The organism is Enterococcus sp. DIV0175, assembly GCF_050529075.1.
Classification (GTDB): domain Bacteria; phylum Bacillota; class Bacilli; order Lactobacillales; family Enterococcaceae; genus Enterococcus_B; species Enterococcus_B thailandicus.
Window position 1 is genome coordinate 2,535,719 of sequence record NZ_CP172880.1, and the last position, 20,546, is coordinate 2,556,264.

Here is a 20,546-nt window from a genome sequence, read left to right on the forward strand (position 1 = left end):
AGAGGTCGATTAAATGGAACCCAAGCTTTCCCAAAAAGTAATTATTCAAAATGCCTTTGCAATTTTAGCAGAAAAAAAGGAATTCTCCGCTCTGTCTATGCGTAATCTAGCAAAAAAACTAGACGTCCAGGCACCTGCACTTTATTGGTATTTCAAAAATAAACAACAGCTCTTGCAAAAAATGGCAGAAACAATTGAAGAGACGTTAGTCGTTCCCAACGAAACGTTGCCATGGAAACAACAACTTTTACAGTTTATGGAAAACTATTATGATCTTTATTCTCAGTTTCCTTGTGCTGCTGAAATCGAAATTCATACTGTTCCAGCATTTCCTAGTCGACTGGAACATTTAGAAACGATGATTCAATTACTCATCAAGCAAAACTTTTCATTACAACAAAGTCATCAAGCAATCTCGGCTTTGCATAATTTATTAATTGGTCAATTAATGGATTACCAACAGGAACAAAAACTACGGCATGAAGTAATGAATGGTAATGAGCTATTAAAAGAATCTGTTATATATATGCGTACTTATGTTCAAGAACATCAGTTAACTGGTTTGATTGAAGATATTCATGCCCATCGTACTTCCGATAATAAACAAGAGTTCCTTAATAATGTGGCCATTTACCTAGCTGGTCTTGAATATAGCAAAACTTTACAATAAAAAAGCAAGCCAGTAATGTAGTGGGCACCACATTACTGACTTGCTCTTTTTTATTGTCCTTCAAATAACCAAACAAACGCGCGTTGGATCCATTCATCCCAAAAAATCCAGTTATGCTCACCTGGTCCATGTTCAAACGTAACAGCTAACCCATTTTCTTTGATTACCTCAGCCATCTCCTGATTAGCAGTAAACAAAAAATCAGATTCCCCGCAAGCCAAAAAGATTCGTGGTACTTGTTTACCACTAGTCACTAACTTATCCAATAAAAATTTTGGATCATTTACCGACCCTTCAATTTGATCTAGTGGTCCAAAGATTCCTTCCCAGAAAGACTGCTTTCGAATCTTTAGTAAATCATCCATTCGGTTCCCCACAGAAACTGCTCCGGATAATGAAATCACTGCTGCAAAATTTTCAGGTTTAGCTAATCCCAATTTTAATGCGCCGTAGCCTCCCATCGATAACCCAGCAGCATATGTTTTCTCTCTTTTTGTTGTCAACTGTGGAAATAATTCATGACAAATAGCTGGCAGCTCTTCTGAAATGAACGTCCAATAATTCATGTCGTATGTCGTATCTGTGTACCAGCCTAAATCCGTTGACGGCATAATCACAGCCAAACCATAATCTGCAGCATAACGTTCAATAGATGATCGACGCTCCCAGACACTATGGTTACCACCCATCCCATGTAATAAATACAGCACCGGGATATCTGTGTTTTTTTGCTGCGTACTTGTGCCAATTATTTTCTTCGTTTGCTGTGGAAGAATAACATTTAGGTTAACTTCCATTTCTAATATATTGGAATAGATATTCGCTTGGATAAATGCCAATTTTTTCGCCTACCTTCTTTAACTTTCTATTATTCTACCACTTTTAATGCGTACAAAGAATGTTAAAGCTAAGGCAAGAACGACTAGAAGCAAACCAGCAAAATAAACGCTGTGTAATCCATCATATAAAATTTCTCTTAATGGAACTAATAATGTGGCATCAATTTGCTTAGCAGTCTGAGGATTCACTAATTTATTCATGATATCGGCATCATCAGTTAGTTGTTTCGCTGCTAATTCTCTCTGAGTAACTGCGTTCATCAATAAACCAAAAACTGCCACCATAACTGTTTGACCAATTGTTCGCACCAACGTATTAAATGAAGTTGCCACACCTAATTGTTCATGTGGAACACTATTTTGAGCGCTAACAGTTGAAGTCGTCATCGTAATTCCCAATCCGACACCAATAATCGTTGAAATTGCAAAGAACCATAAAAAGTTACTTTCAAAAGGCATCAAGTATAACCACGTGCCACCAACAGTCGTAATCAACAATCCAATTCTTAACACCCAATGAGTTGACATTTGCGACATCCATCGACTCGCCAAAAACGATCCTACCATCCAAACAAGGGAAAGTGGCGCTAAAACCAATCCACCTATCGCAGCGTTCAAACCAAGAACACCTTGCATCCACATTGGAATATATACATCGATCCCCATCAAAAATCCACTTGCTAAAGCAGCAGCTAAATTGACAATCACAAACAATGGATTCTTAAACAATTCCAACATGATAACAGGATCTTTTGCACGCTTTTCTGCCCAGATAAAAAAGAAAAATAGTAAAACACTAACAATCAACAAACTAATAACAAACGTTGTAAATCCTTGATCACCTAGTAATTGAAAACCAAGTAACAAGGTCACTAATGTTGCCATCAGACTCAAACTTCCCAAAACATCCATTGGTTTTGCTTCACGTTCAATCGCTGGTTCATTTAAATAAACCCAAATTAGTATCATCAATCCAATACCAATTGGCACATTAATAAAGAAAATCCAGTGCCAACTAATCGTATCAACAATAAAACCGCCAGCCAGAGGACCAAACACACTAGCGATTCCCCATGCAGAGCTGTTCAATCCTAATACTTTTGCACGCTTTTCTATTGAATATAAGTCACCAATAATTGTCAAAGCCACAGGCATCATTGCTCCCGCGCCCATCCCTTGCAATGCACGTGCTGCGATCAATCCAATCATTGTTTGAGATAACCCGCAGAACAGAGAACCAATAATAAAAAGTAATGTACCAAAAATAAAAATTGGCTTTCGACCAATTTTATCAGCTAGTTTCCCATAAATTGGTGTCAGCATGGCATTTGTTAATAAATAAATTGAAAATACCCAATTCATTATTTCCATTCCATGTAGTGAACCAACGATTGTTGGCATTGCTGTTGTTACAATTGTGCCTTCAATAGCCGTCATAAATGTAGCAATAAATACGCCTATTGTTACCAACGTTACATTTGTTTCTTTTTTCATTTTTTTCCTCCCCATATTCAATTGTCAAAAATAAAATCTATTTAAACAAGAATGATTTCAGATAATTCAACGAATAAAACCATAAAAAAAAGCAGAACGACTATCTTAAAGATAATCGTTCCAGCATTTTTTATTACTTACTTAAAGTTGCTTTCAATGCTTCTACTTTATCTGTACGTTCCCAAGGTAAATCAACATCCGTACGTCCAAAGTGCCCATAAGCAGCTGTTTGTCTATAAATTGGACGACGTAGGTCAAGCATTTCGATAATACCAGCTGGGCGAAGGTCAAAGTTTTCTCTTACTGCAGCAATCAAATCTTCTTCCGGTAGCGTTCCAGTGCCGAAAGTATTGATTGAAATCGATACAGGTTGTGCAACACCAATCGCATAAGCTAATTGAACTTCAACTTTTCTTGCAAGACCTGCAGCAACAATATTTTTTGCAATATAACGTGCAGCATAACTTGCAGAACGGTCAACTTTTGTTGCATCTTTCCCAGAAAACGCACCGCCACCGTGGCGAGCATAACCACCATAAGTATCAACGATGATCTTTCTTCCTGTTAAGCCAGCATCCCCTTGAGGACCTCCGATAACAAAGCGACCAGTAGGATTGATATAATATTTAGTCTTATCATCTAATAGCTCTGCCGGAATAACTTCCTTAATAACTTTTTCAATTACATCTTTATGAATTGTTTCATTATCCACTGCATCATCATGTTGTGTCGAAATAACGATTGTGTCAACACGTTCAGGCTGACCATCTTCTCCGTACTCTACAGTAACTTGTGATTTCGCATCTGGACGTAAATAAGTTAATTCGTTAGATTTACGTAATTCTGCAAGGCGTCGAACTAAGCGATGGCTTAAAGCAATTGGTAAAGGCATCAATTCTGGTGTCTCATCAACCGCAAATCCAAACATAAGTCCTTGGTCACCTGCACCAATCTCATCTAGTAAATCTTTTTGGTCTTCTTCGCGAATTTCTAACGCTTCATTTACACCTTGAGCAATATCTGGTGATTGTTCATCAATTGCTGCTAAAACGGCTACCGTATCTCCATCAAACCCAAATTTTGCACGAGTATAACCAATTTCTTTAATTGTTTCTCGTACAACTTTTTGAATATCTACATAAGCAGTAGTCGAAATTTCTCCAAATACTAAAACTAACCCGGTTGTTACGGATGTTTCGCAAGCAACACGTGCCATTGGATCTTGTGCTAAAATTGCATCTAAAATTGCATCACTGATTTGATCAGCAACTTTATCTGGATGCCCTTCAGAAACAGATTCTGAGGTAAATAAATGTCTTTCTGTCATGGTGATTCCCCCTAGTTAAATTCGGTTACAAGGCATCTCCGTTCGTACGGATCCTCTCGGGAACTTGCAACGAAATCAGTATAGCAGATAAAGCAACTTTTCGCTCGCTTTTTCAAACATTTTTCATTAAAAATGAGAATTTATTATGGAACAACTTAACAATGAACTGTTTTTCTGTCTATATAGATAAAGAACTTAGCGCAGTTATCTTATAAGATAACTATGCTAAGTTCTTTGAAATCATTCTTTCGAAAAAAGAAAAAAAAAGATACTTATATAAAGTATCTTTTAGATGACCCGTACGGGATTCGAACCCGTGTTACCGCCGTGAAAGGGCGGTGTCTTAACCGCTTGACCAACGGGCCAATAAAATAAAAAATATTGAAACGGAGAAGGAGGGATTTGAACCCTCGCGCCGGTTTCCCGACCTACACCCTTAGCAGGGGCGCCTCTTCAGCCACTTGAGTACTTCCCCAAAACCAATAAGATTTTGAACTAATGGGCCTAAATGGACTCGAACCATCGACCTCACGCTTATCAGGCGTGCGCTCTAACCAGCTGAGCTATAGGCCCATAAAAATTTAAAACAAAGCGGGTGACGAGAATCGAACTCGCGACAACAGCTTGGAAGGCTGTGGTTTTACCACTAAACTACACCCGCATGGCGGTTCCGACGGGAATCGAACCCGCGATCTCCTGCGTGACAGGCAGGCATGTTAACCCCTACACCACGGAACCAATAGTTTTTAAATTTTTAATTGCGGGAGCAGGATTTGAACCTACGACCTTCGGGTTATGAGCCCGACGAGCTACCAGACTGCTCCATCCCGCGATAATATTAAAAAAGGAGGATAAGGGATTCGAACCCTTGCACGGTTTTACCCGCCTGACGGTTTTCAAGACCGTTCCCTTCAGCCGGACTTGGGTAATCCTCCATATGTTGATTAATGACCCGTACGGGATTCGAACCCGTGTTACCGCCGTGAAAGGGCGGTGTCTTAACCGCTTGACCAACGGGCCAGTGAAAACTAATGGGCCTAAATGGACTCGAACCATCGACCTCACGCTTATCAGGCGTGCGCTCTAACCAGCTGAGCTATAGGCCCATAAAAATTTAAAACAAAGCGGGTGACGAGAATCGAACTCGCGACAACAGCTTGGAAGGCTGTGGTTTTACCACTAAACTACACCCGCAAACAATGGCGCGGGACAGAATCGAACTGCCGACACATGGAGCTTCAATCCATTGCTCTACCAACTGAGCTACCGAGCCAAACGGTTCCGACGGGAATCGAACCCGCGATCTCCTGCGTGACAGGCAGGCATGTTAACCCCTACACCACGGAACCAATAGTTTTTAAATTTTTAATTGCGGGAGCAGGATTTGAACCTACGACCTTCGGGTTATGAGCCCGACGAGCTACCAGACTGCTCCATCCCGCGATAATATTAAAAAAGGAGGATAAGGGATTCGAACCCTTGCACGGTTTTACCCGCCTGACGGTTTTCAAGACCGTTCCCTTCAGCCGGACTTGGGTAATCCTCCATATAATGCTTACAACGTCGCTATGGACCTTGTAGGACTCGAACCTACGACCGGACGGTTATGAGCCGTCTGCTCTAACCAACTGAGCTAAAGGTCCAGGCTCTATAAAAATCGCGGCGGAGGGGATCGAACCCCCGACCTCCCGGGTATGAACCGGACGCTCTAGCCAGCTGAGCTACACCGCGAAAAAGAAACTTTCATATTAAAATTTAAAATGAAATGGAGCCTAGCGGGATCGAACCGCTGACCTCCTGCGTGCAAAGCAGGCGCTCTCCCAGCTGAGCTAAGGCCCCTTTTTTATAACTATCGGGAAGACAGGATTCGAACCTGCGACCCCTTGGTCCCAAACCAAGTGCTCTACCAAGCTGAGCTACTTCCCGTTAAACGCGCCCAAGAGGAGTCGAACCCCTAACCTTTTGATCCGTAGTCAAACACTCTATCCAGTTGAGCTATGGGCGCATATGTGTTAATGCCGAGGACCGGAATCGAACCGGTACGGTGATCACTCACCGCAGGATTTTAAGTCCTGTGCGTCTGCCAGTTCCGCCACCCCGGCGTTTTGATAATGGCAAAGCGGAAAACGGGGTTCGAACCCGCGACCCCCACCTTGGCAAGGTGGTGCTCTACCACTGAGCTATTTCCGCATAAACTTGATGCCGGCTAAAGGATTTGAACCCTCGACCCTCTGATTACAAATCAGATGCTCTACCAACTGAGCTAAGCCGGCTTGAATAGTTATATTCATATAATGCGGGTGAAGGGACTTGAACCCCCACGCCGTAAGGCGCTAGATCCTAAATCTAGTGCGTCTGCCAATTCCGCCACACCCGCAAAAATATGAGCCGTACAGGGCTCGAACCTGTGACCCTCTGATTAAAAGTCAGATGCTCTACCAACTGAGCTAACGGCTCATATGGAGGTTAACGGGTTCGAACCGCTGACCCTCTGCTTGTAAGGCAGATGCTCTCCCAGCTGAGCTAAACCTCCATTGATAACTTAAGCGTGGCGACGTCCTACTCTCACAAGGGGCAACCCCTCACTACAATCGGCGCTAAGAAGCTTAACTTCTGTGTTCGGCATGGTTACAGGTGTATCCTTCTCGCTATCGCCACCACACTGTGGTGTTATCTTATTGAGTTTGCTTTTGCTCACTCAAAACTGGATTTGAAGTAATCTCAACTCTACCGAGTTTTTTTCTTTTACCATTCTTGGTTAAGTCCTCGATCGATTAGTATCAGTCCGCTCCATACATCACTGTACTTCCACTTCTGACCTATCTACCTGATCATCTCTCAGGGATCTTACTTTCTTAAAGAAATGGGAAATCTCATCTTGAGGTGGGCTTCACACTTAGATGCTTTCAGCGTTTATCCCTTCCCTACATAGCTACCCAGCAATGCCCTTGGCAGAACAACTGGTACACCAGCGGTAAGTCCATCCCGGTCCTCTCGTACTAAGGACAGCTCCTCTCAAATTTCCAACGCCCGCGACGGATAGGGACCGAACTGTCTCACGACGTTCTGAACCCAGCTCGCGTGCCGCTTTAATGGGCGAACAGCCCAACCCTTGGGACCGACTACAGCCCCAGGATGCGACGAGCCGACATCGAGGTGCCAAACCTCCCCGTCGATGTGGACTCTTGGGGGAGATAAGCCTGTTATCCCCAGGGTAGCTTTTATCCGTTGAGCGATGGCCCTTCCATGCGGAACCACCGGATCACTAAGCCCGACTTTCGTCCCTGCTCGACTTGTTGGTCTCGCAGTCAAGCTCCCTTCTGCCTTTACACTCTTCGAATGATTTCCAACCATTCTGAGGGAACCTTTGGGCGCCTCCGTTACCTTTTAGGAGGCGACCGCCCCAGTCAAACTGCCCATCTGACACTGTCTCCCACCACGATTAGTGGTGCGGGTTAGAGTGGCCATAACGCAGGGGTAGTATCCCACCAGCGCCTCCATCGAAACTAGCGTTCCGATTTCTACGGCTCCTACCTATCCTGTACATGCGGTACAGACACTCAATATCAAACTACAGTAAAGCTCCATGGGGTCTTTCCGTCCTGTCGCGGGTAACCTGCATCTTCACAGGTACTAAAATTTCACCGAGTCTCTCGTTGAGACAGTGCCCAAATCGTTACGCCTTTCGTGCGGGTCGGAACTTACCCGACAAGGAATTTCGCTACCTTAGGACCGTTATAGTTACGGCCGCCGTTTACTGGGGCTTCAATTCGTACCTTCGCTTACGCTAAGCACTCCTCTTAACCTTCCAGCACCGGGCAGGCGTCAGCCCCTATACTTCATCTTACGATTTTGCAGAGACCTGTGTTTTTGATAAACAGTCGCTTGGGCCTATTCACTGCGGCTGATCTGACGATCAGCACCCCTTCTCCCGAAGTTACGGGGTCATTTTGCCGAGTTCCTTAACGAGAGTTCTCTCGCTCACCTTAGGATTCTCTCCTCGACTACCTGTGTCGGTTTGCGGTACGGGCCGTTGTTTTCTCACTAGAAGCTTTTCTTGGCAGTGTGACATCAGGAACTTCGGTACTATTATTTCCCTCCCCATCACAGCTTGTCCTTAAAAGATTAAGCATTTGACTCAACCTAAGACTTACTGCTTGGACAGACATTTCCAATCGTCTGCATTCCTTAGCCTCCTGCGTCCCTCCATTGCTCAAACAAAAACAACGGGTACAGGAATATCAACCTGTTATCCATCGCCTACGCCTTTCGGCCTCGGCTTAGGTCCCGACTAACCCTGGGCGGACGAGCCTTCCCCAGGAAACCTTAGTCATTCGGTGGACAGGATTCTCACCTGTCTTTCGCTACTCATACCGGCATTCTCACTTCTAAGCGCTCCAGCAGTCCTCACGATCTACCTTCAACGCCCTTAGAACGCTCTCCTACCATAACACCATAGGCGTTATCCACAGCTTCGGTAATATGTTTAGCCCCGGTACATTTTCGGCGCAGGGTCACTCGACTAGTGAGCTATTACGCACTCTTTAAATGGTGGCTGCTTCTGAGCCAACATCCTAGTTGTCTGTGCAACCCCACATCCTTTTCCACTTAACATATATTTTGGGACCTTAGCTGGTGGTCTGGGCTGTTTCCCTTTCGACTATGGATCTTATCACTCACAGTCTGACTCCCGGATATGAATGAATGGCATTCGGAGTTTATCTGAATTCGGTAACCCGAGATGGGCCCCTAGTCCAAACAGTGCTCTACCTCCATCATTCTCAATTCCGAGGCTAGCCCTAAAGCTATTTCGGAGAGAACCAGCTATCTCCAAGTTCGTTTGGAATTTCTCCGCTACCCACACCTCATCCCCGCACTTTTCAACGTACGTGGGTTCGGTCCTCCAGTGCGTTTTACCGCACCTTCAACCTGGACATGGGTAGATCACATGGTTTCGGGTCTACGACTACATACTCAAACGCCCTATTCAGACTCGCTTTCGCTACGGCTCCGTCTCTTCGACTTAACCTCGCATGCAATCGTAACTCGCCGGTTCATTCTACAAAAGGCACGCCATCACCCATTAACGGGCTTTGACTTGTTGTAGGCACACGGTTTCAGGTTCTATTTCACTCCCCTTCCGGGGTGCTTTTCACCTTTCCCTCACGGTACTGGTTCACTATCGGTCACTAGGGAGTATTTAGCCTTGGGAGATGGTCCTCCCGGATTCCGACGGAATTCCTCGTGTTCCGCCGTACTCAGGATCCTCCTAGGTGTCTTCCAAATTTCATCTACGGGGTTTTTACCCTCTTTGACTGACTTTTCCAAGTCATTCGATTATCTGAAAAAACTACCATATCGGAGTCCTACAACCCCAACAAGCAAGCTTGTTGGTTTGGGCTTTTCCCGTTTCGCTCGCCGCTACTCAGGGAATCGAATTTTCTTTCTCTTCCTGCAGGTACTTAGATGTTTCAGTTCTCTGCGTCTACCTCAAATATGCTATGCATTCACATATTTGTAACATCCTATAAAAGATGCTGGGTTCCCCCATTCGGAAATCTCTGGATCATAGCTTACGTACAGCTCCCCAAAGCATATCGGTGTTAGTCCCGTCCTTCATCGGCTCCTAGTGCCAAGGCATCCACCGTGCGCCCTTATTCACTTAACCTTATCAACCTTACGGTTGGGTTTTGACATCATTTCTAGCGATAGAAACTAGTCAAGAAAAATAAGCAATTGAACTTATTAAAAAACTCATTCAACGCGGTGTTCTCGGTTTGTTTTGATCTTACTTCAAATATCCAGTTTTCAATGAACAAAGTGTTTTGAGAGTAAACCTCTCAAAACTGAACAAAGTAATGATGACAAACGTGTGTAGTCTCCGTAATATTCCTTAGAAAGGAGGTGATCCAGCCGCACCTTCCGATACGGCTACCTTGTTACGACTTCACCCCAATCATCTATCCCACCTTAGGCGGCTGGCTCCAAAAAGGTTACCTCACCGACTTCGGGTGTTACAAACTTTCGTGGTGTGACGGGCGGTGTGTACAAGGCCCGGGAACGTATTCACCGCGGCGTGCTGATCCGCGATTACTAGCGATTCCGGCTTCATGTAGGCGAGTTGCAGCCTACAATCCGAACTGAGAGAAGCTTTAAGAGATTAGCTTAGCCTCGCGACTTCGCGACTCGTTGTACTTCCCATTGTAGCACGTGTGTAGCCCAGGTCATAAGGGGCATGATGATTTGACGTCATCCCCACCTTCCTCCGGTTTGTCACCGGCAGTCTTGCTAGAGTGCCCAACTAAATGATGGCAACTAACAATAAGGGTTGCGCTCGTTGCGGGACTTAACCCAACATCTCACGACACGAGCTGACGACAACCATGCACCACCTGTCACTTTGCCCCCGAAGGGGAAGCTCTATCTCTAGAGTGGTCAAAGGATGTCAAGACCTGGTAAGGTTCTTCGCGTTGCTTCGAATTAAACCACATGCTCCACCGCTTGTGCGGGCCCCCGTCAATTCCTTTGAGTTTCAACCTTGCGGTCGTACTCCCCAGGCGGAGTGCTTAATGCGTTAGCTGCAGCACTGAAGGGCGGAAACCCTCCAACACTTAGCACTCATCGTTTACGGCGTGGACTACCAGGGTATCTAATCCTGTTTGCTCCCCACGCTTTCGAGCCTCAGCGTCAGTTACAGACCAGAGAGTCGCCTTCGCCACTGGTGTTCCTCCATATATCTACGCATTTCACCGCTACACATGGAATTCCACTCTCCTCTTCTGCACTCAAGTCTCCCAGTTTCCAATGACCCTCCCCGGTTGAGCCGGGGGCTTTCACATCAGACTTAAGAAACCGCCTGCGCTCGCTTTACGCCCAATAAATCCGGACAACGCTTGCCACCTACGTATTACCGCGGCTGCTGGCACGTAGTTAGCCGTGGCTTTCTGGTTAGATACCGTCAAGGGATGAACAGTTACTCTCATCCTTATTCTTCTCTAACAACAGAGTTTTACGATCCGAAAACCTTCTTCACTCACGCGGCGTTGCTCGGTCAGACTTTCGTCCATTGCCGAAGATTCCCTACTGCTGCCTCCCGTAGGAGTTTGGGCCGTGTCTCAGTCCCAATGTGGCCGATCACCCTCTCAGGTCGGCTATGCATCGTGGCCTTGGTGAGCCGTTACCTCACCAACTAGCTAATGCACCGCGGGTCCATCCATCAGCGACACCCGAAAGCGCCTTTCAAATCAAAACCATGCGGTTTCGATTGTTATACGGTATTAGCACCTGTTTCCAAGTGTTATCCCCTTCTGATGGGCAGGTTACCCACGTGTTACTCACCCGTTCGCCACTCCTTTTCTTTCGGTGGAGCAAGCTCCGGTGAAAGAAAAAGCGTACGACTTGCATGTATTAGGCACGCCGCCAGCGTTCGTCCTGAGCCAGGATCAAACTCTCATAATAAAAGTTAGAACAATCTTGCGATTGTTAAGCTCAATTTGTTTGCTAGCATATTGCTTGCTGTTTAAAAATGTTTGTTGTCTTGAATTGAATCAAGACGCCCTACACATTTGGTTTGTCTTACTTTGTTCAGTTTTCAAAGGTCTACTTGAATTGCCGTAGCAACTTTTATATCATATCAGAGTGACGTTTGAGTGTCAACTCTTTTTTTAAAAAAGTTTTTTTGATTTCGTTTGAGAAATCTTTCGGCAACTCATTTATCATATCGCATCGTTTGTTATTTGTCAAGAACTTTTTTGAAGTTTTTCTTGATGAAATCAAGCTTCATAAGCTGTCCTTTTTAAACGACTTAGTTATCTTATCATGTGATTACTCACACGTCAACAACTTTTTGAAATTTGTTTTCTGAAAGAATTTTCAACTTTCAGCAGTTGTCCGCCTTGCGAACAAATAATAATATACCAACTAAAACAAGGCAGGTCAATGAATTTTTTTCTTTTTTCTACTTTTTTTCACTTGTCCGATCATTGTTATTCAAAATATATTTTTTGTTCGTTTTTAAGGCGAATATTTAAGATGTTATTTCGAAAAAGCAGAAAGAATTTATTAAATCCCTTTTTGATTTTCTAGTAAAAAAAGAAGCTATCTGTTTAGCCAGATAGCTTTCTTCTATACCATACACTCTATTGTTTAACGCATTGTTGGGAACAACAAAACGTCACGAATTGACTGTGCATCTGTAAGTAACATTACTAAACGGTCAATTCCGATTCCTAATCCGCCAGTTGGTGGCATGCCATATTCTAAAGCTTCCAAGAAGTCTTCATCTACACCGTGTGCTTCATCATTACCCAGCTCACGCTCTTTTTCTTGCGCTTCAAAACGTTCTCTTTGATCAATTGGATCATTCAACTCAGTAAAGGCATTTGCAAATTCTCTACCAATAATAAACAATTCAAAGCGATCAGTAAAACGTGGATCTTCAGGATTTTTCTTCGCTAATGGTGAAACTTCCACTGGATGTCCATAAACAAAAGTTGGTTGTGTTAATGTTTCTTCAACAAATTCTTCAAAGAATTCATTAATTACATGTCCCACACCCATTGCATCTGTTACTTCCACGTTATGTTCTTTAGCAATTGCAAGAGCTTCATCTAACGTCATCTCTTTCCAGAAATCAACACCAGTTTGCTCTTTAATTGCATCGACCATATGAACACGTTTGAAATCACTCTCAAGGTCAACTGCTTGACCATCATAGGTAATGCGCGCTGTTCCTAAAACTTTTTCTGCTGCGTTACGAATAATTCCCTCAGTTAAATTCATTACATCGCGATAATCCGTATAAGCAGTATAAGCTTCTAGCATTGTGAACTCAGGGTTATGCGTTGTATCAATTCCCTCATTTCGGAAAACTCGACCAATTTCATAAACTTTTTCCATTCCGCCAACAATTAAACGTTTTAAGTGTAACTCTAGTGCAATACGTAAATATAAATCAATATCTAGAGCATTGTGGTGTGTAGTAAATGGACGAGCAGCTGCTCCACCAGCTTCATTGTGTAAAACAGGTGTTTCTACTTCAATGTAGCCATTTCCATCCAGATAACGACGAATTTCGCTAATGATTTGACTACGTTTCATAAAACGATCAAAGCTTTCGCGATTACTAATCAAATCTAAATAGCGTTGACGGTAACGTTGTTCAATATTTGTTAACCCATGATATTTATCAGGTAATGGACGCAAAGCTTTTGAAAGAATTGTAAATTCTGTTGCTTTGATTGTTACTTCACCTGTATCAGTTTTCATGATTTGACCCGTAACTCCGAAGAAATCTCCTAAGTCAGCATGTTTGAAAATCTCATAGGCATCATCACCTACTTGATCTTTACGTACATAAATTTGGATTTGACCTTCACGATCTTGAAGGTGTGCGAAGCCCGCTTTTCCTTTTCCGCGGCGAGTCATCATTCGTCCAGCTACACTAGCAGTCAAACCCATCTCAGCTAATTCTTCTTTTGTTCTTGAATTAAATAATTCATGCAACTCTTCTGAGTTATGTGTACGTTCAAATCGCTTACCGAACGGATCGATTCCAGTTTCTCTTAGTTCTTCCATCTTTTGGCGGCGAACAAGCATTTGATCATTTAAATCTTCTACTTGATGTTGTTGTTCCTCAGTCACAAAAGTTCCTCCATTCTCCTAGTTGTTCTCAGTTCTAATAATGCCAATGAAACACAAAAAAAGCAAGCCGAACTTAAATTTTCGGCTTGAAATTCACAAAAATCTTAGAAATCTGTTTAATGTTTTATAGCAACTTTTTCCGTTTTTTCTAAAAAAGCTTCAAGCAAATCATTGATTTCCTGTTGGTTTTCAGAATGGTTGATTGCTACTTTTACTTTAGCTGCGCGAGAAATCCCTTTTAAATAGTAGGAAGCATGTGTTCGAAATTCGCGACAGGCTACTTGTTCCCCTTTTAAGTCAGTTAAACGTTGCAAATGAAGTTTTGCTGTCGCAATTTTTTCAGCCGGCGTCGGTTCAGGGATTAGTTCACCTGTTTCTAAATAATGTTGCGTACGGTGAATCATCCAAGGGTTGCCTAATGCTGCTCGCCCAATCATCACACCATCTGCTCCGACATACTCCAACATACGTTTCGCATCTTCGGGTGTTTTGACATCTCCGTTCCCCATAAAAGGAATCGTTAAATGCTGTTTCACTTCTTTCAAAATTTCCCAATCAGCTTCGCCCTCATACATCTGCACTCTAGTACGACCATGCATAGCAATTGCTCCTGCTCCAGCCGACTCTGCTGCTAACGCGTTTTGCACGGCAAAAATGTGTTGATCATCCCAACCAATTCGCATCTTAACCGTGACAGGAATATCTACAGCAGAAGATACAGCATGAACCATTTCATAAACTTTGTCTGGATCAAGTAACCACTTTGCTCCCGCTTCTGCCTTAATAACTTTGTTTACAGGACACCCCATATTGATATCAATAATATCTGCTGTCGTATTTTCTTGTACAAACTGTGCAGCCTCAACCAAGCTATCTTTATTTCCACCAAAAATTTGGACACTTAGTGGATGTTCTGCCTCTTCAATATGAAGCATTTCTAACGTTTTTTTGTTTCGAAAATGAATACCTTGATCGCTAATCATCTCACAAACGACTAGTCCTGCACCAAATTCTTTAACTGTTACTCGAAAAGCAGAGTTACTAATTCCAGCCATTGGCGCAACAACTACGCGATTCGGAATTTCAACGTTTCCAATTTTCCATTGATGTTTCAACTAAATTCCTCCTACTGCTTCTTCTTTCAGCGCTAATAATTCTTGTTCAGAATACTCGTACTTATTATTACAAAATGAACAAACTGCTTCTGCACCATGGTCTTCATCAATCATTGCTTGAATTTCTTCTGTGCCCAGTGCAATGATAGCTTCTGCAAATTTTTCTTTTGAGCAGTCACAAGCAAATTGAACAGGCATTTTTTCTAAGATATTTAACTCTTCTGTTCCTAATAATCCTTTCAAAATTTCTTCAGGTGTGTGACCTTCATCAAGCAATGTTGATATTCTTGGTGTTGTTTTCAATTGGTCTTCAATTTTTGAAATTGTTTCTTCATCTGCACCTGGCATAATTTGGATCATAAATCCACCAGCTGTTTTGATGCTGTCATCTGTATTTACTAGGACACTTAGGCCAACTGCTGATGGAATTTGCTCAGAAATAGCTAAGTAGTAAGTAAAGTCTTCCGCAATTTCCCCCGAAACGATGGGTGTCTGTCCAGAAAAAGGTTCTTTTAATCCCAAATCCTTAGTTACAGTGAACATTCCTTGTGTACCTACTGCACCACGAACATCAATTTTCCCTTCAGCATTCAACGGCAAACTCAAATGTGGATTTTTAATATATCCTTTTACATCGCCTTTACCATTTGCGTCAACAACGATTCCAACAGCTGGACCGTCGCCTTGAATGCGAACCGTTAATTTATCTTCACCTTTTAGTGTCGCTCCTAATAATAAACTACCGACTAGTGTACGGCCTAACGCTGCCGACGATGTATGCCATGTATCGTGGCGACGTTGTGCTTCTGCCACTGTATTTGTTGCTTGTACTGCATAAGCACGAACAAAACCATCATGTGCTAGTGCTTTAACTAAATAATCTTCCATTATTGTATGTACCCCTTTTTTTGATTTTTCAGCTCCTAGTGAATCATACTAGCAACTTTCATTTTTTTCAACTTTTGAAATCAGAGCTTAATAATAAATAAAACTGAACAAAAAAGAAATCAATTTTGTTTGTGTACAAATTTCTAATTCAAACTACTCAATAGAAAAACTAAATTGAGTGAATCCAAAGAAAAAAGCTGGGACATTTAATTGTCCCAGCTTCAAAACATTTTACTATTTATAACGATCTTCAAAGTTGTTTTTGTCGTAATCAGACTCTGTGTCTTTGTCTTTGTCTTTTTCTTCTTCAGCAACTTCTGAACCAGTTTCTTCACTGGCCAATTTTACTTCTTCAGCTTCGTCTTTTAGTTCTTGTTTTGTTTCTTCAAAATCTTGTTTTTCTTCTGCTTGTTTCTCCGCATCTTTTTCTTCTAAAGCACGTTTTGCTTCTTCAAACGTTTGTGCTTCTTTCTCACTTGGATAATCCGCAGACTCTGTTCCTTCTGGCATCACGCCACGTTCGAACAATGATTTAATTGCTTTTGCATCTAGTGTTTCAAACTCAAGAAGTTTTTCTGCAATCAACTTATGTTGTTCACGGTGTGCTTCGATAATTTCATGCGCTTTTTGATGAGCATCCATCAAAATCTTGCGAACTTCTTGGTCAATTTCAAATGCAACTTGTTCAGAGTAAGCTTTTGTTTGACCATAATCACGGCCAACAAAGACTTGATGGTTTCCTTCGTATTGAACTGGACCAAGTCGATCACTCATTCCATATTCAGTAACCATGCTTCTAGCTAATGAAGTAGCTTGTTCAAAGTCATTTGAAGCACCTGTTGATTGAACGCCAAAAATAATTTCTTCAGCTGTACGACCACCAAGTAAGCCAACGATTTGTTCAAACATATCTTCTTTTGTCATCAAGAACTGATCTTCTTTTGGTAAAGCGATCATGTACCCGCCAGCACGCCCACGAGGGATGATTGTTACTTTATGAACGATACGTGCGCGGCTTAAGACTAAACCAACAATTGTATGCCCAGCTTCATGGTAAGCAACCATTTCGCGTTCTTTCTTGTTAATTACGCGATCTTTCTTAGCAGGACCAGCAATAACGCGATCTTCTGCTTCATCAATATCAGATGCATCAATTTTCTTTTTATTACGACGAGCGGCTACCAAAGCAGCTTCGTTTAAGACATTTTCTAAGTCTGCACCAGCAAATCCTGGTGTTTGTTGTGCAACCACTTTTAAATCAACGTCGTCTGCTAAAGGTTTATTTTTAGCATGAACACGTAAAATGGCTTCACGACCTTTGACATCTGGACGACCAACCAAAATTTGGCGGTCAAAACGACCTGGACGTAACAACGCTGGATCTAAGACATCTGAACGGTTCGTTGCGGCAATCACAATTACGCCTTCATTTCCGTCAAATCCATCCATTTCTACCAATAATTGGTTCAATGTTTGTTCACGTTCATCGTGTCCGCCACCCATACCAGCTCCACGTTGACGACCAACAGCATCAATTTCGTCAATGAAAATGATTGCTGGTGCATTTTTCTTCGCTGTTTCAAACAAATCACGTACACGACTTGCCCCAACACCGACGAACATTTCAACGAAATCAGAACCAGAAATGGAGTAGAAAGGTACGCCAGCTTCACCGGCAACAGCTTTCGCTAATAACGTTTTACCTGTTCCTGGAGGTCCTTCTAAAAGAACACCCGCTGGAATTCTTGCACCTAATTCAACAAATCGACGAGGATCTTTCAAAAACTCAACGACTTCAACAAGTTCTTGTTTTTCTTCTTCTGCACCAGCAACGTCAGAAAAACGAACACGGTTGGCTTTTTTGTCGGCTTCTTTGGCTTTTGATTTACCGAAGTTCATCACTCGGCCACCGCCGCCACCGCCACCACCTTGTTGACCCATCATCATATAGAAGAAGAAAATGATGATGACAATTGGCAAGAAGCTTAATAGTAGAGATACCCATATACCGCTACTTGACTCTTCTTTAATTGTTGTTCCTACATCATGTTGTCTTGCCAAGTCTGTTACCTGACTTAACGTTGTGTCGTTTGGCAAAATGATAGTTGTGAAGTGTGTTGTTGATACATCAGTTGAACCTAGGATCGCTAAACCGCCACTGTTGCTAACTGTTTGTTGTTCCTTGTATTCACCAGTGATTTTATACACACCGTTTGCAGGTTGAACACTAAATTCTTTGATTTTCCCTGACTCTAATTGTTCAGTAAATTTTGAGTACTCGATGTCTGACGACTGCTGGCTATTGTTACCAAAAATAAAATAGACCACCATGACCATCGCCAAAATTACGAGGACATAATATAAGGCATTTTTCATCATGCCGTTATTCTTTTTGTTCATAGTTACCCTCCTTAAACACTAATTGATTTAGAAATTTTTATCAATCCTGACCATTTCATTGTAACATAACTCATTTCAGAAAAGGCACTAATTTGACTGATAAACACTAGGTTTTAAGACCCCAACATAAGGAAGGTTTCGATAAGCTTCTGCATAGTCTAAACCGTAACCTACAACAAATTCATTAGGTACGTTAAAACCAACATAATCCGCTTCGATATCCACTACGCGTCCTTCTCGTTTATCTAATAAAGTAACAATTTTCACGGAATTTGCTTTACGATATTTAAAAAGATCAACTAAGTATGCAAGTGTTCGACCACTATCGATGATATCTTCAACGATCAACAAGTCACGACCTTCAACGTTTGTATCTAAGTCTTTTACGATTTTTACTTCACCAGAAGATACAGTAGCATTTCCGTAACTTGAAACATCCATGAAATCTAACTCTAAATAAGTGTCAATTGAACGCACGATGTCTGCCATAAAAGGAACAGCTCCTTTTAATACGCCGACTACTAGTGGATTTTTATCACGATAAGTTTCAGTTAATTCTTTGCCCAGTTCTTCACAACGAGCTTGTATTTCTTCTTTTGAAATCAAAACTTTCTCAATATCCTTTTCTAACATTGGGTTCTCCTTCCAGTTGCTTCTTTTGATATTTGTAAAGAAGTATGTAGTGTATTTTATCAGTTTCTTTGTCAATACTCAAATAAGAAAAGGTAAAAGGAACAACACTATACACGTTTCTTTGCTCATCTGTAATCAACCATGCTTGTTCCCTGTGTGAATCAGGGATTTTTTTGTCAATAAAGTAACGGGAAACTTTCTTCGTAAGCGTTTCAGTCAAACGAACCCGATCACCCGGATGTCGTTGATCCACCTGAAGTTTCGTACCGTCTTCGAGCCACAAATCATGTCTAAATTCCGACCAATCAGCAAGATTTTCTGGTACAGCTAGCTTGTCACTTGAAAACAAACCAATCCATTGTGAATCACTTAAATAAATCGGCTGGTTTGGAAGCAGCATCCGTGGCACGAAGCTTTGCACTGGTTGGAGCTGTTCAATTCTGACATTCGTATACTCTTTTTTAAACAGCCAACCTTTACCTAAATCAAACTGCCATTGGCTTTTATCACTTTTCCATTGATTCACTAGAAATAAAATTTGCTGCTCTTTTACTGCGACCGTTGTTTCGTTAAACAACTGTTCAAAAAGCGCATGAAGAAAAAAATAGCGTTCACTTTCAGCCATTTCGGAAATTTTCGCTACAGAAATTTGCCAGCCATTGGCTAATGGTTGGAGAAGTTCAGTTACTTTTTCATTCATCTGTTTTTGAATCAGTTCATCCGCCCATTGAATTTGCTTTGAAAATCGTTGGAAATGACTTAAAGTTTGCGAGTTTTCTTCTTTTAATCGTGGGATAACTAAGTGACGCAGCCGATTTCTTTGTACATCTAATTTCTGATTTGTTACATCTTCAAAATAAATCAACTGCCGTTCTTTAGCATATTCATATAATTGTTCCTTACTATAACTTAGTAATGGACGAATTAACCTTCCTGTTGCAAATGGTTGTATTTCTTTGATTCCAGCAAAGCTACTCAATTGTCCCCCTCTTAAAATTTTCATCAAAATCGTTTCAATTTGGTCATCTCCATGATGGGCAGTCATCAACGTATCATAGCCTTCCTCGTGCATGATTCGAGAAAAAGTTTGATAACGAAATTGACGCGCAGCTGTTTCAATTCCTGTTTCAGCAGGCCGTTCCCATGTAATGGAATAAAATGGAAGGTTCTTTGCTGCCGTATACGTTTGTAAATAATGTTCTTCCTCAGCAGATTCTACCCGTAACTGATGATTGATATGAACAACGCCCAAAGCAAAGAAATTTTTTTGTTGTGCAGCTAACAATAAATCCAATAAAACCATTGAATCTACTCCACCAGAAACTGCAACTAAAATTTTGGTTGTTTCCGACCAAAATTTTTTTTGCTGTCCTACTCTACTAAACCGTTCTTTCACGATAATCTACCTCCTCTCAAAAAAGAAAAGCCGAGACAAAACGAAGCCAATGTTTTGTCCCAGCTATATTTTTGTTTGGTACGAATAATGATGTGTTCAACAAACGTTCTCCTAAACTACGAATGGCAAGAAAAACGTTCGG

Annotated in this window: 9 protein-coding genes, 25 tRNA genes, 3 rRNA genes, 1 pseudogene and 1 riboswitch; of the genes and pseudogenes, 1 reads left to right on the forward strand and 37 read right to left on the reverse strand. The window is 42.0% G+C overall.

The genetic code is table 11. The features are described 5' to 3' along the window. Positions 1 to 13 precede the first annotated feature (13 nt). Positions 14 to 670, forward strand: coding sequence for a TetR family transcriptional regulator (locus IGJ76_RS11915; protein ID WP_095803855.1), 657 nt, complete (start codon positions 14 to 16; stop codon positions 668 to 670). 50 nt (positions 671 to 720) lie between these two features. Here IGJ76_RS11915 and IGJ76_RS11920 read toward each other — a convergent pair whose 3' ends face one another. The 37 genes and pseudogenes from IGJ76_RS11920 to tilS all read right to left on the reverse strand — a co-directional run bounded on the left by IGJ76_RS11920 (position 721) and on the right by tilS (position 20,410). Continuing rightward, positions 721 to 1,509, reverse strand: a complete 789-nt coding sequence (locus IGJ76_RS11920; protein WP_067481702.1) for an alpha/beta hydrolase — start codon at positions 1,507 to 1,509, stop codon at positions 721 to 723. Positions 1,510 to 1,527: 18 nt separating this feature from the next. Next, positions 1,528 to 3,003, reverse strand: a complete 1,476-nt coding sequence (locus IGJ76_RS11925; RefSeq protein WP_067481704.1) for an MDR family MFS transporter — start codon at positions 3,001 to 3,003, stop codon at positions 1,528 to 1,530. A 133-nt stretch (positions 3,004 to 3,136) separates the two neighbouring features. After that, complete coding sequence (metK, locus tag IGJ76_RS11930; RefSeq protein WP_075491740.1) at positions 3,137 to 4,330, reverse strand: methionine adenosyltransferase; 1,194 nt, start codon at positions 4,328 to 4,330, stop codon at positions 3,137 to 3,139. Further along, positions 4,328 to 4,405, reverse strand: a riboswitch (SMK box riboswitch). Its footprint overlaps the gene before it by 3 nt. A 218-nt stretch (positions 4,406 to 4,623) precedes the next feature. Beyond that, positions 4,624 to 4,695, reverse strand: a tRNA-Glu gene (locus IGJ76_RS11935). 22 nt (positions 4,696 to 4,717) lie between these two features. Next, a tRNA-Ser gene (locus IGJ76_RS11940) sits at positions 4,718 to 4,805 on the reverse strand. Positions 4,806 to 4,829: 24 nt separating this feature from the next. Continuing rightward, positions 4,830 to 4,903: transfer RNA gene (locus tag IGJ76_RS11945), tRNA-Ile, on the reverse strand. Positions 4,904 to 4,920: 17 nt separating this feature from the next. After that, positions 4,921 to 4,991: transfer RNA gene (locus IGJ76_RS11950), tRNA-Gly, on the reverse strand. Position 4,992: 1 nt separating this feature from the next. Beyond that, positions 4,993 to 5,068: transfer RNA gene (locus tag IGJ76_RS11955), tRNA-Asp, on the reverse strand. A 20-nt stretch (positions 5,069 to 5,088) separates the two neighbouring features. After that, positions 5,089 to 5,162, reverse strand: a tRNA-Met gene (locus IGJ76_RS11960). 13 nt (positions 5,163 to 5,175) lie between these two features. Next, a tRNA-Ser gene (locus IGJ76_RS11965) sits at positions 5,176 to 5,265 on the reverse strand. Positions 5,266 to 5,278: 13 nt separating this feature from the next. Then, a tRNA-Glu gene (locus IGJ76_RS11970) sits at positions 5,279 to 5,350 on the reverse strand. Positions 5,351 to 5,362: 12 nt separating this feature from the next. Next, positions 5,363 to 5,436, reverse strand: a tRNA-Ile gene (locus tag IGJ76_RS11975). Between the two features lie 17 nt (positions 5,437 to 5,453). After that, a tRNA-Gly gene (locus IGJ76_RS11980) sits at positions 5,454 to 5,524 on the reverse strand. A 6-nt stretch (positions 5,525 to 5,530) separates the two neighbouring features. Beyond that, a tRNA-Phe gene (locus IGJ76_RS11985) sits at positions 5,531 to 5,603 on the reverse strand. Between the two features lie 3 nt (positions 5,604 to 5,606). Next, positions 5,607 to 5,679: transfer RNA gene (locus IGJ76_RS11990), tRNA-Asp, on the reverse strand. A 20-nt stretch (positions 5,680 to 5,699) separates the two neighbouring features. After that, positions 5,700 to 5,773: transfer RNA gene (locus tag IGJ76_RS11995), tRNA-Met, on the reverse strand. 13 nt (positions 5,774 to 5,786) lie between these two features. Then, a tRNA-Ser gene (locus tag IGJ76_RS12000) sits at positions 5,787 to 5,876 on the reverse strand. A 23-nt stretch (positions 5,877 to 5,899) separates the two neighbouring features. Next, a tRNA-Ile gene (locus IGJ76_RS12005) sits at positions 5,900 to 5,973 on the reverse strand. 14 nt (positions 5,974 to 5,987) lie between these two features. After that, a tRNA-Met gene (locus IGJ76_RS12010) sits at positions 5,988 to 6,061 on the reverse strand. A gap of 35 nt (positions 6,062 to 6,096) precedes the next feature. After that, a tRNA-Ala gene (locus IGJ76_RS12015) sits at positions 6,097 to 6,169 on the reverse strand. Positions 6,170 to 6,182: 13 nt separating this feature from the next. After that, positions 6,183 to 6,256: transfer RNA gene (locus tag IGJ76_RS12020), tRNA-Pro, on the reverse strand. A gap of 5 nt (positions 6,257 to 6,261) precedes the next feature. After that, positions 6,262 to 6,335, reverse strand: a tRNA-Arg gene (locus IGJ76_RS12025). Between the two features lie 11 nt (positions 6,336 to 6,346). Continuing rightward, a tRNA-Leu gene (locus IGJ76_RS12030) sits at positions 6,347 to 6,432 on the reverse strand. Positions 6,433 to 6,448: 16 nt separating this feature from the next. Beyond that, positions 6,449 to 6,520 (reverse strand) — tRNA-Gly (locus tag IGJ76_RS12035). Between the two features lie 10 nt (positions 6,521 to 6,530). Then, a tRNA-Thr gene (locus tag IGJ76_RS12040) sits at positions 6,531 to 6,603 on the reverse strand. Between the two features lie 22 nt (positions 6,604 to 6,625). Further along, positions 6,626 to 6,707: transfer RNA gene (locus tag IGJ76_RS12045), tRNA-Leu, on the reverse strand. A 7-nt stretch (positions 6,708 to 6,714) separates the two neighbouring features. Then, positions 6,715 to 6,787, reverse strand: a tRNA-Lys gene (locus IGJ76_RS12050). Positions 6,788 to 6,790: 3 nt separating this feature from the next. Then, positions 6,791 to 6,863: transfer RNA gene (locus IGJ76_RS12055), tRNA-Val, on the reverse strand. A 13-nt stretch (positions 6,864 to 6,876) separates the two neighbouring features. Beyond that, positions 6,877 to 6,992: ribosomal RNA gene (gene rrf, locus IGJ76_RS12060) — 5S ribosomal RNA — on the reverse strand. Positions 6,993 to 7,084: 92 nt separating this feature from the next. Then, positions 7,085 to 9,998, reverse strand: a 23S ribosomal RNA gene (locus IGJ76_RS12065). A gap of 229 nt (positions 9,999 to 10,227) precedes the next feature. Then, positions 10,228 to 11,788: ribosomal RNA gene (locus tag IGJ76_RS12070) — 16S ribosomal RNA — on the reverse strand. Together the 16S, 23S and 5S rRNA genes with 25 tRNA genes alongside form the textbook arrangement of a ribosomal RNA operon. 687 nt (positions 11,789 to 12,475) lie before the next feature. Beyond that, positions 12,476 to 13,972, reverse strand: coding sequence for a lysine--tRNA ligase (gene lysS, locus IGJ76_RS12075; RefSeq protein ID WP_067484745.1), 1,497 nt, complete (start codon positions 13,970 to 13,972; stop codon positions 12,476 to 12,478). A gap of 116 nt (positions 13,973 to 14,088) precedes the next feature. Continuing rightward, positions 14,089 to 15,087: a tRNA dihydrouridine synthase DusB gene (gene dusB, locus IGJ76_RS12080; RefSeq protein ID WP_071869036.1), complete on the reverse strand. Its 999-nt coding sequence runs from the start codon at positions 15,085 to 15,087 to the stop codon at positions 14,089 to 14,091. Then, a complete protein-coding gene (hslO, locus tag IGJ76_RS12085; protein ID WP_071869035.1) occupies positions 15,088 to 15,975 on the reverse strand; it encodes an Hsp33 family molecular chaperone HslO in 888 nt (295 codons plus the stop codon). Between the two features lie 234 nt (positions 15,976 to 16,209). Continuing rightward, a complete protein-coding gene (gene ftsH / locus IGJ76_RS12090; RefSeq protein ID WP_270346719.1) occupies positions 16,210 to 18,375 on the reverse strand; it encodes an ATP-dependent zinc metalloprotease FtsH in 2,166 nt (721 codons plus the stop codon). Positions 18,376 to 18,462: 87 nt separating this feature from the next. Further along, positions 18,463 to 19,008: a hypoxanthine phosphoribosyltransferase gene (gene hpt, locus IGJ76_RS12095; protein ID WP_067484734.1), complete on the reverse strand. Its 546-nt coding sequence runs from the start codon at positions 19,006 to 19,008 to the stop codon at positions 18,463 to 18,465. Next, positions 19,002 to 20,410, reverse strand: a pseudogene (gene tilS / locus IGJ76_RS12100) (tRNA lysidine(34) synthetase TilS). The gene hpt and the pseudogene tilS overlap by 7 nt, the downstream one beginning before the upstream one ends. Between the last annotated feature and the right edge of the window lie 136 nt (positions 20,411 to 20,546).

What these genes read in the sequence shown, in the direction of transcription:
- hpt (WP_067484734.1), bottom strand. Translation starts at nt 19,008, where the DNA reads ATGTTAGAAAAGGATATTGAGAAAGTTTTGATTTCAAAAGAAGAAATA.
- metK (WP_075491740.1), bottom strand. Translation starts at nt 4,330, where the DNA reads ATGACAGAAAGACATTTATTTACCTCAGAATCTGTTTCTGAAGGGCAT.
- IGJ76_RS11915 (WP_095803855.1), top strand. Translation starts at nt 14, where the DNA reads ATGGAACCCAAGCTTTCCCAAAAAGTAATTATTCAAAATGCCTTTGCA.
- ftsH (WP_270346719.1), bottom strand. Translation starts at nt 18,375, where the DNA reads ATGAACAAAAAGAATAACGGCATGATGAAAAATGCCTTATATTATGTC.
- IGJ76_RS11925 (WP_067481704.1), bottom strand. Translation starts at nt 3,003, where the DNA reads ATGAAAAAAGAAACAAATGTAACGTTGGTAACAATAGGCGTATTTATT.
- hslO (WP_071869035.1), bottom strand. Translation starts at nt 15,975, where the DNA reads ATGGAAGATTATTTAGTTAAAGCACTAGCACATGATGGTTTTGTTCGT.